The organism is Bartonella sp. CL162QHHD (genome assembly GCF_042195435.1).
Classification (GTDB): domain Bacteria; phylum Pseudomonadota; class Alphaproteobacteria; order Rhizobiales; family Rhizobiaceae; genus Bartonella.
Genome location: NZ_JBHIOG010000015.1, coordinates 17,504 through 31,139, shown reverse-complemented (window position 1 = coordinate 31,139; position 13,636 = coordinate 17,504). Strand labels below are relative to the sequence as shown.

Annotated in this window: 14 protein-coding genes; 10 read left to right on the top strand and 4 right to left on the bottom strand. The window is 38.0% G+C overall.

What is annotated here, in order from left to right; all coding sequences use genetic code 11:
- Positions 1 to 121: 121 nt before the first annotated feature.
- From ACFILD_RS01365 to ACFILD_RS01345, 5 genes are all read left to right on the top strand, one after another.
- The gene (locus tag ACFILD_RS01365; RefSeq protein WP_273791030.1) at positions 122 to 1,255 is read left to right on the top strand and encodes an ABC transporter substrate-binding protein; all 1,134 of its coding nucleotides are present in this window, start codon (positions 122 to 124) and stop codon (positions 1,253 to 1,255) included.
- A 114-nt stretch (positions 1,256 to 1,369) separates the two neighbouring features.
- Positions 1,370 to 2,446, top strand: coding sequence for a branched-chain amino acid ABC transporter permease (locus ACFILD_RS01360; RefSeq protein WP_375631123.1), 1,077 nt, complete (start codon positions 1,370 to 1,372; stop codon positions 2,444 to 2,446).
- On the top strand, positions 2,446 to 3,504 hold the full coding sequence (locus tag ACFILD_RS01355; RefSeq protein ID WP_375664665.1) for a branched-chain amino acid ABC transporter permease: 1,059 nt from the start codon (positions 2,446 to 2,448) through the stop codon (positions 3,502 to 3,504). Before ACFILD_RS01360 ends, ACFILD_RS01355 begins: the two co-directional genes overlap by 1 nt.
- Positions 3,501 to 4,283 carry an ABC transporter ATP-binding protein gene (locus ACFILD_RS01350; RefSeq protein WP_273791027.1) on the top strand — a complete coding sequence of 261 codons (783 nt, stop codon included), beginning with the start codon at positions 3,501 to 3,503 and terminating at the stop codon, positions 4,281 to 4,283. Before ACFILD_RS01355 ends, ACFILD_RS01350 begins: the two co-directional genes overlap by 4 nt.
- Positions 4,270 to 4,980, top strand: a complete 711-nt coding sequence (locus tag ACFILD_RS01345) for an ABC transporter ATP-binding protein (RefSeq protein WP_273791026.1) — start codon at positions 4,270 to 4,272, stop codon at positions 4,978 to 4,980. Before ACFILD_RS01350 ends, ACFILD_RS01345 begins: the two co-directional genes overlap by 14 nt.
- Before the next feature lie 96 nt (positions 4,981 to 5,076).
- Here the strand turns inward: ACFILD_RS01345 and gatA are convergent, their stop codons facing one another.
- Both gatA and gatC read right to left on the bottom strand, forming a co-directional pair.
- A complete protein-coding gene (gatA, locus tag ACFILD_RS01340) occupies positions 5,077 to 6,561 on the bottom strand; it encodes an Asp-tRNA(Asn)/Glu-tRNA(Gln) amidotransferase subunit GatA (RefSeq protein WP_375631121.1) in 1,485 nt (494 codons plus the stop codon).
- A 31-nt stretch (positions 6,562 to 6,592) separates the two neighbouring features.
- The gene (gatC, locus tag ACFILD_RS01335; protein ID WP_273791024.1) at positions 6,593 to 6,880 is read right to left on the bottom strand and encodes an Asp-tRNA(Asn)/Glu-tRNA(Gln) amidotransferase subunit GatC; all 288 of its coding nucleotides are present in this window, start codon (positions 6,878 to 6,880) and stop codon (positions 6,593 to 6,595) included.
- A 147-nt stretch (positions 6,881 to 7,027) separates the two neighbouring features.
- Here gatC and ruvX point away from each other — a divergent pair, with 147 nt between their 5' ends.
- Entirely contained in the window at positions 7,028 to 7,507 is a 480-nt protein-coding gene (ruvX, locus tag ACFILD_RS01330) for a Holliday junction resolvase RuvX (RefSeq protein ID WP_273791023.1), read from the top strand.
- Here ruvX and ACFILD_RS01325 read toward each other — a convergent pair.
- Complete coding sequence (locus ACFILD_RS01325; RefSeq protein ID WP_375631120.1) at positions 7,492 to 9,111, bottom strand: acyl-CoA dehydrogenase family protein; 1,620 nt, start codon at positions 9,109 to 9,111, stop codon at positions 7,492 to 7,494. The genes ruvX and ACFILD_RS01325 overlap by 16 nt on opposite strands.
- A gap of 125 nt (positions 9,112 to 9,236) precedes the next feature.
- Between ACFILD_RS01325 and ACFILD_RS01320 the strand changes: the two genes are divergently transcribed.
- The 4 genes from ACFILD_RS01320 to dprA are packed head-to-tail and all read left to right on the top strand — an operon-like array spanning position 9,237 to position 13,333.
- Entirely contained in the window at positions 9,237 to 10,202 is a 966-nt protein-coding gene (locus tag ACFILD_RS01320) for an aspartate carbamoyltransferase catalytic subunit (protein ID WP_375631119.1), read from the top strand.
- On the top strand, positions 10,199 to 11,500 hold the full coding sequence (locus tag ACFILD_RS01315; protein WP_375637616.1) for a dihydroorotase: 1,302 nt from the start codon (positions 10,199 to 10,201) through the stop codon (positions 11,498 to 11,500). The genes ACFILD_RS01320 and ACFILD_RS01315 overlap by 4 nt, the downstream gene beginning before the upstream one ends.
- Positions 11,501 to 11,511: 11 nt before the next feature.
- The gene (gene plsY, locus ACFILD_RS01310) at positions 11,512 to 12,144 is read left to right on the top strand and encodes a glycerol-3-phosphate 1-O-acyltransferase PlsY (protein ID WP_375625752.1); all 633 of its coding nucleotides are present in this window, start codon (positions 11,512 to 11,514) and stop codon (positions 12,142 to 12,144) included.
- A complete protein-coding gene (gene dprA, locus ACFILD_RS01305) occupies positions 12,101 to 13,333 on the top strand; it encodes a DNA-processing protein DprA (protein WP_375637615.1) in 1,233 nt (410 codons plus the stop codon). Before plsY ends, dprA begins: the two co-directional genes overlap by 44 nt.
- Here dprA and ACFILD_RS01300 read toward each other — a convergent pair.
- Positions 13,263 to 13,469: a hypothetical protein gene (locus tag ACFILD_RS01300; RefSeq protein WP_005773510.1), complete on the bottom strand. Its 207-nt coding sequence runs from the start codon at positions 13,467 to 13,469 to the stop codon at positions 13,263 to 13,265. The genes dprA and ACFILD_RS01300 overlap by 71 nt on opposite strands.
- Between the last annotated feature and the right edge of the window lie 167 nt (positions 13,470 to 13,636).

Here is a 13,636-nt window from a genome sequence, read left to right as displayed (position 1 = left end):
ACAAAAGAGGTCATATATAAAGTTTTTTTACATAATGATATTTTGATTAATGTGTAACTTGCATGATGAAGAAGTTCAATATAAGGTGAAAAAACGACAATTCAATTAAGGAAAATGCGCAATGCAATTGAAGAAAATCCTTACGATAATCGCAGCATTTATGGCATTTACAGCAAATGTTTATGCGAGTGAACCTATTAAGATTGGTGTTTATCTTCCATTAAGTGGTCAAAATGCATTTGGAGGTCAGCTTGAAATTAGAGGTATAGAATTAGCCCATAAAAAAGTTCCAGAAATTTTAGGACGTAAAGTAGAACTTGTTATTATTGATAATAAGTCTGATAAAGTAGAAGCGGCTAATGCTGTTATGCGTTTAACAGCAAGTGAAAAAGTGAGTGGAATCATTGGTAGCTATGGTTCTTCGCTCTCGTTAGCAGGTGGTGAAATATCTGAAAAGGCAAAGACTCCAACCATTGCAACGTCCTCAACAAGTCCCCTTGTTACACAGGGTAAAAAATATTACTTTCGTGCTTGCTTTATTGATTCCTATCAAGGAGTAGGAATCGCAACTTATGTAAGCCAAACTTTACACGCAAAAAAGGCTGCTATCCTTAAAGATATTTCAAGCGATTATGCTATTGGTCTTGCAAGTTATTTTACGCGTGCTTTCAAAAAATTAGGTGGTGAAGTTATCTCAAATTTAAATTATAATTCTGGAGATCAGGACTTTTCAGCTGTTCTCACGCAAATTATCGCCCAGAAACCTGATATCTTATTCATTCCATCTTACTTTTCTGAAGGTGCTATCATCATGAAACAAGCACGAGAATTAGGGGCTAAGTTTCAAATTATGGGTGGAGATGCTATGGATAATCCAGAAACCATTACGATTGCAGGAAAAGCTGCAGAAGGTTTCTTACATACGACACTTCCCTATAGTGAGGATATGCCAAATATGTCAGTAGCTGCGCAAGAATTCACAAAAGAATGGAAAAAAGCTTACCCTGACAAAGAACCAAATATCAATTCTGTTTTGGGATACACGAGTTATATGATGTTCATGAAGGCTATTGAAAATGCTGGTAGCACTGATCGTGAAAAAATTACTATCGCACTTAGCCAATTAAAAGATTTTCCTACCCCCTTTGGGGATATGTCAATGGATGAAAATCATAATCCTAAAATTCCTATTGGTATCATTAAAATACAGGATGGAAAACGTGTTTATTTAGAAGAAGTTAAACCTGCTTTTTAATTAAAAAGTTGTACTTATTAAAATGCAAGAATTGGTTGAGGATCTTTTTCTCAACCAAAAACTTAGAAATTTCTTATTGTCCTATGTAAATTAACAAATGTGGAAGGATGAGAGATGAGCACTGAAATGTTCATCCAGTACTTTTTTAATGCACTGGCATTGGGATCTCTTTATGGGCTTATTGCTATTGGCTACACCATGGTCTACGGTATACTGAGACTCATTAATTTTGCTCACGGTGATATCTTTATGCTGGGAGCATATTTTGTTTTCTTTTCCACAATTGGCTTTATGCCTGCTTGGGCAGCTTTTCTTCTTTTGTTCCTTGCTGCTCTTGTTTATTATTCGGTCTTTATAGGCTTTAAAAGGCGTCCTCCAATTTATTGGATTGCTACTTTTTTAATTCTTGCGCTAGGATTTGTTTATTATTTTAAAATTTCCCCACAAGATTTTACACCGATTTGGGCTTTAGCTCTCTGTTTTTCCATTTTTATTACAAGTGCTGTGGGTGTTGCTGTTGATCAATTTGCTTATAAACCTCTACGCCATGCTCCGCGTATTTCGGCACTTATCGGTGCAATCGGTGTTTCTTTTTTTATTGAAAATCTTGCTACTGTACTCTTTAGTGGTGTTCCGAAAGGTGTACAACAGCCAGATTTTCTTGTAACACCATTTTTATGGCATCTAGGATCAGGAGCAGATGGTATCATCAGAATTGCTCCCATGTCTTTGATCGTTCCCTTTGTGTCATTAATTCTTATTTTATTACTATTATGGATTATCCATAAAACAAAACCGGGTCTTGCTATGCGCGCAATCTCCCATGATATTGAAACAACACGTTTGATGGGTGTGTCTGTCAATAAAGTTATTGCGTTTACATTTGGAATAGGCTCAGCTCTTGCCGCCATAGCAGGCATTATGTGGTCTTTACGTTATCCTCAAATTCAGCCTTATATGGGTGTTCTTCCTGGTCTCAAAGCATTTATCGCTGCTGTTATCGGAGGTATTGGTTCGATACCAGGTGCAATGTTGGGAGGATTGTTATTAGGGTTTATTGAAATTATGATTATCGCATTTTTTCCCGCGCTATCTGGATATCGAGATGCCTTCGCTTTCATTTTATTGATTCTGATTTTATTGATATTGCCCACAGGATTAATGGGTAAAAGAAGTCAGGAGAAAATCTAATGGCGAAGTCAGCGACAACTGTTTTATCGTGTATAAGTATTTTCGTTTTTATAGGTTTTTTATTTTATGCTGATAGCCATTTTAATGACTATACGCTTCGTATCATAAATCTGATTGCTATTAATGCGATATTGGCAATTTCGCTTAATTTGATTTACGGTTTCACAGGTATGTTTTCTCTTGGACATGCTGGATTTATGGCTATTGGTGCTTATGTTTGCGCAATTTTACTTCTTTCCCCTGAACAAAAAGAAATGATGTGGATTCTTGATCCTATTGCTAAACCATTATACCATTTACAGTTACCTTTTTTTATCGCTGTTGTTGTAAGTGGTTTGTGTGCTGCAGTTGTAGGTTTATTGATTGCTTTACCAATATTGCGTCTTGGTGGTGATTATCTTGGAATTGCAACATTAGGTTTTGCAGAAATTATTCGCATTGTCATTACGAACGCAACATCGCTCACAAATGGCTCTTTGGGAATCAAAGGAATACCTCAAAATGCAACATTATGGTGGAACTACGGTTGGCTAGCATTTACTGTTCTCTTTATTGTCCTCTTACTGCAAAGCAATACTGGTAACGTATTACGTGCTATCCGTGATGATGAAATAGCTGCGAAAACTATGGGAATTAACGCTTTTTTCTACCGTAGTTTTTCTTTTACTGTTGGAGCGTTTTTTGCAGGTATAGGTGGCGCATTAATGGCGGCTCTTATTTCAACCATTGATCCAAAAATGTTTAATTTTCTTTTGACTTTTAATATTTTGATGATTGTTGTTGCTGGTGGTCTCGGTTCAATTACAGGGAGCATTATTGGCAGCATTATTATTACAGTAATGCTTGAATGGCTTCGTATTATTGAAAGTCCATTTGACTTAGGTTTTATACATATTCCAGAAACCCCAGGACTTCGTATGGTTGTTTTTTCTCTTTTATTGCTGGTAATTATCTTGTTTTGGAGAAAAGGGTTAATGGGACAACGAGAATTCTCATGGAATGGAATTTATAGCTTTTTGACACGCAAAAAGCTTTCTAATACTGAGGGAAAGCTATGAACGACAACATCCTTTCACTCAATAATATTGTAATGCGTTTTGGCGGATTAGTTGCTGTAAATAATGTTAATATGGCAATTAAACGAGGAAGTATTACTGGGTTAATTGGTCCCAATGGTGCTGGAAAAACAACAGTTTTCAATATGATTTCTGGATTTTATGCTCCTACAAGCGGCATCATTCTTTTTGATGAGAAAAAAATTTCTGGAGCGTCTCCTTATATTATCTGTAGAAGCCATATTGCCAGAACATTTCAAAATATTCGTCTTTTTTCAGGGTTAACGGTTTTGCAGAATGTTATGGTAGGAGCGCATGTTCGACAAAAATATCCTTGGTTTTCTTCAGCTCTATTTTTTTCAAAAGCAATGAAAGAAAAGAAGGAAGTTTATAAAAATTCCTTGGAGCTCCTTGAACAGCTACAACTTGATCACCTTGCCAATCAATCGGCAACAGCTTTACCTTATGGTGTGCAACGACGTCTAGAAATTGCACGCGCGTTAGCCACAAAGCCCAAATTGCTTCTTCTTGATGAACCTGTTGCTGGCATGAATCCACAAGAAAGTGAAGATCTTAGAAAATTCATCGCAAAAGTGCAAAAAGACTTTGATCTTACAATTCTTCTTATTGAGCACGATATGAAAGTGGTTATGGGGCTTTGCCAACATATTTTGGTTATGGAATATGGCTGTTGCATTGCCAATGGTACACCAGATGAAATTCGTAATAACCCTAAAGTTATTGAAGCTTATCTTGGCGGAGATGTTTATGGATATTCTTAAAATAAAAAATCTTTACGTTCATTATGGCGCCATTAAAGCTGTCCAAAATCTTTCTATGTCCATAAAGCGGGGCAGTATTGTCACTTTAATTGGAGCCAATGGTGCAGGAAAAAGCAGTATTGTACGTTCTATTACAGGACTTAATCGCTCTGTTTATGGAGAAATTACCTATAATGGCAAATCTATTATTAAAAAATCACCAGAAGAGATTTTGCGATTAGGGATTGCTCTAAGTCCTGAAGGACGACGTATCATGCCCCATCTCACTGTTTTAGAGAATCTTCATCTAGGTGCTTATATTCGTCACGATAAGCAGGGAATTTCCCGTGATATTGAATGGATATTTGACCTTTTTCCGCGCCTACGTGAAAGAGCAAAACAGTTGGGAGGAACAATGTCAGGTGGTGAACAACAGATGGTTGCTGTGGGCCGTGCACTCATGAGCAATCCTGATATGGTCATATTAGATGAACCCTCGTTGGGGTTAGCGCCACTTCTCGTTCGAGAAATTTTTTCTATTATTCGAAAAATTAATGATATGGGAAAAACTGTTCTTCTTATTGAACAAAATGCATTTGCTGCACTTTCCATAGCTGACTATGCTTATATTTTAGAGGTAGGACATATTTTATTTCACGGTGAAGGAAAAACTATGCTCTCTGATTCGCGTGTTAAAGAAGCCTATCTTGGTGGATAAAGACTACGAATTAAGGAAATAGAGCTCATTCCCTCCACCTTCTAAAAAAGCATTTCTCATTAAGGATGAGAAATGCTCCTTTGTGAATTTTGACTATTACATCCACCATTTTTCTGCACTGAATATTCCTGCTTCTTGTTCAATAATATGCGCTATCTGAAAAATGACTTCTTCAGAAAAAGGTTTACCAATCAATTGCAATCCTAGAGGTAAACCATTTGATGACAGACCAGCAGGAACAGAAATTCCTGGTAAACCAGCCATATTGACTGGTACCGTAAAAATATCATTAAGATACATTGCTACAGCATCAGTTTTTATTTTTTCATCAGCAATACCAAAAGCAGGTGTTGGTGTTGCTGGTGTCAAAATAGCATCAATGCCTGAAGCAAAACATTGATCAAAATCACGTTTTACGAGTGTTCTTACTTTTTGAGCTCTTAGATAACAGGCATCATAATAACCAGATGAAAGGACATAAGTCCCCACCAAAATACGCCGCTTAACTTCATTACCAAAACCAACAGAACGTGTATTTTCATACATCTCAATGATGTCTTTTCCAGGCATGCGCAAACCAAAACGCACACCATCATAACGCGCTAAATTAGAAGAGGCTTCTGCAGGAGCTATAATGTAATAAGAAGGTAGAGCATATTTTGTATGAGGCAAAGAAATATCCTTAATCTCAGCACCTGCTTCTTTTAACCAATTTATTCCTTTTTGCCAAAGCTCAATAATTTCTGGAGACATTCCATCCACATGATATTCTTTTGGAATACCTATTTTCATTCCTTTGATTGATTGACCAAGATAACTTTCATAATCAGGAACTGGTAAATTGACGGAAGTAGAATCTTTTTCATCAAAAGAGGCCATTGATCTGAGTAAGATAGCACAATCACGAACATCTCTGGCAACAGGTCCAGCTTGATCAAGAGATGAAGCAAACGCGACAACGCCCCATCGCGAACAACGTCCATAAGTTGGCTTTATTCCTACAGTTCCAGTAAAAGCTGCTGGTTGACGTATTGAGCCACCTGTATCTGTTGCTGTTGCCCCAGCACAAATTTGTGCAGCAACAGCGGCAGAAGATCCTCCCGATGAACCACCGGGTACGAGTTTTTCATTCGAGCCTTTTTTTCTCCATGGACTAATAACGGGGCCATAATATGATGTTTCGTTGGATGAGCCCATAGCAAACTCATCCATATTAAGTTTTCCTAACATCACAGCACCGTCTTGCCATAAATTAGCTGTGACAGTTGATTCATAGTGCGGTTTAAAACCATCAAGGATATGTGAACAGGCTTGAGTATGAACACCATAGGTTGCAAAAAGATCTTTAATCCCCAAGGGGATTCCTTCTAAAAGCCCTCCCTGCCCTTTCGCTAAGCGACTGTCTGATTCAGCAGCCATTTTCATTGCCTGTTCTGCTGTTATTGTTACATAAGCATTCAAAATTGGATTAGCTAATTCTATTGCTTGTAAATAAGCTTCCGTTAATTCTGTTGCTTTGAGATTTTTCTTTGTTAAAGCATCACGAGCTTGCGCAATTGTGAGGGTTGTTAAATCAGTCATATTGGTTCTCAAATTTCAAAAATATAAAAAATTACTCAACAATTTTTGAGACAAGAAAAAAATTTTCTTCTGTAACAGGAGCATTGGCTACAATATCTGCTGCTTTATCACCATCTGTAACACTATCTTCACGCATTCGTAGAGTCATCGGCATCACAGATGTTAATGGCTCAATTCCACTGACATCAACTTCATTCAATTGTTCTACAAAACCTAAAATAGCATTGAATTTTTTTGTCACAGGTTCTATCTCATCATCGTGGAGGGCAATCCTTGCTAAATGTGCTATCCGCTTGACTGTCTCTTGATCAACAGACATACTCTTTACGCCTTTCTGCTTTTTTGTTTATTTATTGATCTTTATTCTGGCTATACAAGGCTGCACTTGTAAGTGCAAGAATATTAGATAACATGAATAAAGAATATAACTATAGATCTGAAACATTAAAAAACGTATTATACCCTTATGACTGTTATTAATATAGATGAAGTTATAACACATCTTTTGCCTAGACAAACAATAGCAGGCTTAGATTTAGGGACAAAAACTATCGGAATTGCCATTTCTGATATGGGGCTGACTGTCTCAAATCCGCGTCCTGTACTACAGCGAAAAAAATTTACAGAAGATGCTTACACACTTATTAAAATTTTTGACCGTGAAAATGTAGGCGTTATTATCATTGGCTTACCTCTTAACATGAATGGAAGCAGTGGCTCTCGTGTTCAAGCAACCAGAGCTTTTGTGAGCAATATGAAAGCTTATACAAAAATTCCATTTGTTTTTTGGGACGAACGTTTATCAACAATTGCTGCGGAACGGTCTCTTTTAGAAATGAATGTATCGCGCGCTAAAAGAGCAAGCCGTATTGATTCGGCAGCCGCCGCTTTTATATTGCAAGGTGCTCTCAATAGAATTCAACACTTTCATCATATGGAAGGATAGAGGACATTGAGCAAATGCCCTGCATTATATCGTGCAATGAGCATCCCGTAAGAAGATCTCCATTGTCCCCCAAGGCGGCTTTCCATATAGGCATTTGCAACATGTTCTATGTCTGTAGAACGTAATGCTGCTGCTGCTGCTGCATAAGCTACCTGTTCAACAAAAAACCTTCCTGCACCTTCATTTGCTGATGCCATATCACCTGCTGACTTAATGATTTCAATTGCTCTGGGTCCCGCTGGTCCAATATCAAGAGCAATTTTTTCCAACAATTTCTGAAACAATCCCGGTGCTTTTTCAGCAATAAGAATGGCATCCTTTACCAATTGATTAGCAGAACTATTTCTCACAATTCGCGCAGGCCCATTATGCAACATTTGTGATAATGGATTATTCTCTATAAAACTTTCAATACCAAGTTGTGCAATAATTTCACCAATAATAGGCACAACCAATTGACTTACATGATAAGCAATAATAGGTGTCATAATACGGGCAAAAGCTGCTTCAGAACGGTCATTTGCTGCATTGTCAAATGCTCTCGCTAAACGCAAAACCAATGCTTGTGAGGCAGCTATATCTAATGCAATATCTGCAAAAATACGTTCTGTCAGTGGAGGTAACGGCTGATTGGGCATTTTTTTCCGGAAAAAATCTATACCAAATTGAAGAGCCGCTCGTAAAACACCTGCCGATATGACAGATTGATCGAAACGCATCATCGTCTCGATATCTTTAATAACTTTAAGCCCTTCTCCAGCATTTCCCAAAAGCCAGCCATAACTGCCTTGGAAATCGACAACCCCCTCTGGTGTTAAAAGTTCTCCAGAACGCTGAATTAAATGACGAATCGATATAGATCCATTTAATGCGCCATTTTCTTGTATGCGTGGAATAAAAAAACAACTTAAATGACCATTTAAATCTGCACTAACAAGATATCCGTCAGCGGTAGGATTAATAACATTGGTTTTTACAACATTTAAACGATATAGATCACGTTCCATACTTTCATCGAAAGAAATTTTCTTAACACTTGGAAAATTGAAAGCGTATTTTTCAATATCGTCAAATGCACAAGTTAGAGAAGCAGCCTTTTTATGATGAATAGGCTTTGATGAAGAATCATATTGGCGTGATAAAAGTACATTTTGCCATTTTTTGAAGAGCTCAATATCACTAATTAAAACAGCAATAGCTGCACTCGTTATGATAACTTCATTCAAATGTCCTGTTTCTAAACCAGCAGATAAAGCTAAACGAATCGCACGCGCTTGATAGCGTACTCCATTTTCTGAACTCGCATTTTCCCAAAGTGAGGTAACCAAACCTGCTTGTCTAGAATATTGTTGAAGAGCTTGATAGGAAGAATGGATCTCTAATTTTTCCGTTGGTTGCCCCCATTCATCATTATAGCATAATAAAGGCTTATAACGATTCGCTAAGCAAGAAAGTTTCCATGCTTCTCGACTCGCGGCAAAATCCCCTATTTCTTCAAAACTTGCTAACAAAAACTTAGGCAAAGTAGAAGCAATACGAAACATAAGCGTATCGCTAAGAAATGTATTTTTTCGACGAGTATTTTGCGCAGATACAGCACTCATAGGTATATTCCTACATTCAAATCATTCATATCATAGACTATTTGTCTTTTTAGAGTTAAGAAACATTTATCATATTCAAACAAATGCTTGTTTAACCTGTTTAGAGAGAGATAAAGAAGAATGCTATGATTCAAGATAATTTTTTTCCACTTTTCCCTCATCAACATCTTTTAGCTATTAAAGATCTGAGTGTACAAGATCTTAATACATTGCTTGATCGTGCAGAAGCAAATGTTATCCTTTCTAACAAAATTGATAAAATAAAATCTACTTTGCATGGACGGACTCAAATTAATCTCTTTTTTGAAGCCTCTACGCGAACACAATCTTCTTTTGAATTAGCGGGTAAAAGGCTAGGTGCACATGTGATGAGTCTTGCGATCGGCAACTCATCTGTAAAAAAGGGAGAAACATTACTTGATACAGCTACAACTCTCAATGCAATGAAGCCAGATATACTGGTTTTTCGCCATAACAGTGCAGGAGCGGCAGCTTTATTAGCGCAAAAAGTTGATTGTTGTGTTATTAATGCAGGTGATGGTGCTCATGAACATCCAACCCAAGCTTTATTAGATGCTCTAACCATTAAAAGGGCAAAAGGTCGTATTGAAGGATTAACTGTTGCGATTTGCGGAGATATCTTACACTCACGTGTTGCCCGTTCCAATATCTTGTGTCTTAATGCTTTGGGTGCTCGTGTTCGTGCTGTTGCTCCCTCAACACTCTTACCCGCAGAAATCGCTCATATGAGTGTTGAGGTTTTTAACACGATGAAAGAAGGTCTTAAAAATGCTGACGTTATCATGATGTTGCGCTTACAGCATGAACGGATGACAGGCTCTTTTATTCCCTCTACGCGTGAATATTTCCATTATTTTGGCTTACATAAAGAAAATTTAGCCTATGCCAAAAATGATTCTATTATTCTGCATCCTGGCCCATTAAACCGTGGTGTAGAGATTGCATCCGACATAGCAGATGGACCACAAAGTATGATTCATACACAAGTAGAAATGGGAATTGCAGTGCGTATGGCTGTCATGGAGGCTTTATTAGATTCACGCGCAAAGATCAGTGGAGAAAAAAAATGATAAAACCAATTGTTTTTCAAAATGCTCGTATTATTGATCCTTCGCGCACAATCGATGAAATTGGTACAGTTATTGTTGAAAATGGACGAATTATAGCCGCTGGAAAAGAAGCTCTGAATCAGGGATTCCCTGAAGAAGCAGAAGTTATTAACGCACAAAACAAAGCAATTCTCCCTGGACTCGTTGATGCGCGCGTTTTTGTTGGAGAATTAGGGAATGAGCATTGTGAAACAATTGCATCAGCAAGTCAAGCGGCCGCAGCAGGTGGTATTACTTCCTTTCTTATGATGCCAAACACGCATCCAGTTATTGATAATATTGCTCTGATTAAATTTATTACGCATACAGCACAGGAAATCTCATTGGTCAATATTTATCCCGTTGCTTCAATCACACAAGGTTTCAACGGACAAGAAATAACCGAATTTGGTTTGCTCAAAGATGCAGGAGCCGTTGCTTTTAGTGAAGGCAAAAAAACACTTCAAAATTCATCTGTTATGCGGCGTGCAATGACTTATGCACGCGATTTTGATGTTCCATTGATGCATGAAACGCAAGATAAAGATCTTACAGGGCAAGGTGTGATGAATGAAGGACTGCTTGCCAGTTGGCTTGGTCTTTCTGGCATCCCTCGCGAAGCAGAAGTTATTCCACTTGAAAGAGATCTGCGATTAGCAGTATTAACGCAAACACGCTATCATGCCGCTCAAATATCGACAGCACTCTCTGCTGATGCATTTCGTTTAGGTAAAAAACACAGTGAGAAAATTTCAGCGGGTGTATCTATTAATCATTTATCTTTCAATGAAAATGACATTGGTGAATATCGCACCTCTTTTCGCTTAATGCCCCCATTGCGTACAGAAGAAGACCGTATAGCAATGATTGAAGCAATAAAGGATGGGACTGTAGATGTTATTGTCTCTTCTCATGATCCTCAGAGTATCGACAAAAAACATTTACCATTTAATGACGCGGCAGTTGGCGCTATTGGTATGGAGACCTTATTGAGCGCAGCCTTACGCCTTTATCATGATGAGAGCCTATCTCTTCTACGGATAACGGAACTTTTGTCAACGGCGCCTGCAAAGCTCTTTGGACTCAATGCAGGAACACTCAAAAAAGGTGCTCATGCAGACTTTATTGTGGTTGATCTTGAAGAACCATGGGTTGTTTCGAAAGAGAAGCTCTATTCACGTTCAAAAAATACCCCTTTTGATAATGCACGTTTTCAAGGACGTGTGCTCCAGACCTTTGTGAAAGGGAAATCCGTTTTTAAACTTGATCAACAAACTTAATGAGATTCTTAATGAATGAAGCAGAAATATTTTTTCAGTCCACTCCATGGTTTATTTTCCTCATATCTTATCTCATTGGCTCGATTCCATTTGGTCTTCTTTTTACGAGATTGTTCAAAATTGGTGATATAAGAACAATCGGTTCCGGCAATATTGGAGCAACAAATGTTTTACGAACAGGAAATAAAAAGCTTGCTGCTCTAACACTTCTTTGTGATATGTTAAAAGGAACTATCGTTGTTTTGATTATAAAGTTTTTTAGTAATCCGCTAGACAATAGTATACTTGTTTCTCTAGCGGGTTTTTTTACTTTCTTAGGACATCTTTTCCCCGTATGGCTTAAATTTAAAGGTGGCAAAGGTGTTGCTACCTATCTAGGGGTCTGTTTAGGAATCTATTGGCCCGCAGCAATTATTTTTATTATTGTATGGATAACGATTTTTCTTCTCATGCGTTATTCTTCATTATCTGCGCTTATTGCTGTTACGATCACACCGATATTTGTTTTTTATTTTTCCGCTTCTTATTTCTATTGTATGCTGATTGTGATGAGCGTATTTGTGTTTATAAAACATTCTGCAAATATCAGTAGATTATTAATTGGGGAAGAAAGTAAGATTGGTACGCAACACGGAGATAAATAAAGGAATCCTGCTTACTGATCGTCAACGTCTAAGCTGGTTACGGTTGTTGCGCAGTGAAAATATTGGAGCTGTTAGTTTTCGCAATCTCATTGATCATTATAAAACAGCAGAAAATGCTCTGGCAGCGCTGCCAGAGCTTAGTAGAAAAGGTGGTGGTTCTGTATCTATAAAAATAGCAAGCTTAGAAGATGCAGAAAAAGAAATGCAAGAAGCTGAAAGATTAGATATTCGGTTCATCGGTATGGGCGAACCAGACTATCCAGCTTTTCTTAAGGTTACAGAAGCCCCTCCGCCGCTTATTGCTATCAAAGGTAATATTTCAATTTTTCAAAAAACTTCTATTGGAATTATAGGTTCTCGAAATGCTTCAGCTGCTGGGAAAAAGCTTACGGCTCAATTTGCGCGTTTTCTCGGAGAAGCAGACTTTGTAACAATTTCTGGTCTCGCTCGTGGAATTGATAGCGTTGCGCATCAAGCAAGTTTAAAAACAGGAACTGTTGCAGTCATGGCTGGAGGAATTGATCATATCTATCCTCCTGAAAATAAAAAGTTGCACGAAGATATTATCGCCAACGGTGGAGCCATCATCAGCGAAATGCCCATTTCTTGGAAGCCGCGTGCTATCGATTTTCCAAGAAGAAACCGTATTATTGCAGCTCTATCACTTGGTCTCTTGGTTGTAGAGGCAGCCCTGCGCTCAGGGTCCTTAATTACCGCACGTCAAGCAGCTGAAATGGGACGGTTAATTTTTGCCATTCCCGGTTCTCCACTTGATCCAAGATCTGTTGGTACAAACAATCTTATCAAAGACGGTGCTCTACTCACCACACATCCTTCTGACATTATAGAAACACTTACGCCATTAATTTCACCGCTTCCAAATTCGCAACTCAATTTTTTTGAGGAACCATCCTCTTTACAACTTGAAAAGGAGAATTTTAATTTAGCAGATGAAAAAAACAGCGGTCTCTCTTCAGCAGATGACAATGCAGCACGCGCAGCAGTTCTCTCCGCTCTTTCAACAACGCCAATCGATTTAGACACACTTAGTATCCACTCAGGTGTTTCACTCCCAGCTCTCTACCTCTTGTTGGTAGAACTCGACCTTGCTGGAAAGCTTATTCGACACTCTGGTGGTTGTGTGTCATTGTCGAATCTTGATCTTCCCCAAGAGCCTCAGCACTATTAATAATGCTTTGCCCTTCTTTGGCAACCATATCCAAAAGCAATGCTAAAAGCGGACTATGCGCCTGACGCGCCATCTGATTCATTTGCTTTGACATGTCTGTAATATATTGGATAACTTTTAAATGATTTATAAACATAATCCTCTATCCTTGAGCATTTCCCCTCCTACCTCTCAATAGACGTCTTAGTATTTCGCCGTATGTTTTTGTAATAACAGTGGAAAATAAATCGTGTAATTCTATATAGGGTGTATTCTAATAATGACAATCATAAGTTGTACAATATTCATGTTTTTTATATGGCT

Bases quoted from the DNA above. Each gene is read 5' to 3' on its own strand.
- ACFILD_RS01365 (WP_273791030.1), top strand. From the start codon at position 122: ATGCAATTGAAGAAAATCCTTACGATAATCGCAGCATTTATGGCATTT.
- plsY (WP_375625752.1), top strand. From the start codon at position 11,512: ATGAATGAAGCAGAAATATTTTTTCAGTCCACTCCATGGTTTATTTTC.
- ACFILD_RS01350 (WP_273791027.1), top strand. From the start codon at position 3,501: ATGAACGACAACATCCTTTCACTCAATAATATTGTAATGCGTTTTGGC.
- ruvX (WP_273791023.1), top strand. From the start codon at position 7,028: ATGACTGTTATTAATATAGATGAAGTTATAACACATCTTTTGCCTAGA.
- gatA (WP_375631121.1), bottom strand. From the start codon at position 6,561: ATGACTGATTTAACAACCCTCACAATTGCGCAAGCTCGTGATGCTTTA.
- gatC (WP_273791024.1), bottom strand. From the start codon at position 6,880: ATGTCTGTTGATCAAGAGACAGTCAAGCGGATAGCACATTTAGCAAGG.
- ACFILD_RS01325 (WP_375631120.1), bottom strand. From the start codon at position 9,111: ATGAGTGCTGTATCTGCGCAAAATACTCGTCGAAAAAATACATTTCTT.
- ACFILD_RS01300 (WP_005773510.1), bottom strand. From the start codon at position 13,469: ATGTTTATAAATCATTTAAAAGTTATCCAATATATTACAGACATGTCA.
- ACFILD_RS01355 (WP_375664665.1), top strand. From the start codon at position 2,446: ATGGCGAAGTCAGCGACAACTGTTTTATCGTGTATAAGTATTTTCGTT.
- ACFILD_RS01320 (WP_375631119.1), top strand. From the start codon at position 9,237: ATGATTCAAGATAATTTTTTTCCACTTTTCCCTCATCAACATCTTTTA.
- ACFILD_RS01315 (WP_375637616.1), top strand. From the start codon at position 10,199: ATGATAAAACCAATTGTTTTTCAAAATGCTCGTATTATTGATCCTTCG.
- ACFILD_RS01360 (WP_375631123.1), top strand. From the start codon at position 1,370: ATGAGCACTGAAATGTTCATCCAGTACTTTTTTAATGCACTGGCATTG.
- ACFILD_RS01345 (WP_273791026.1), top strand. From the start codon at position 4,270: ATGGATATTCTTAAAATAAAAAATCTTTACGTTCATTATGGCGCCATT.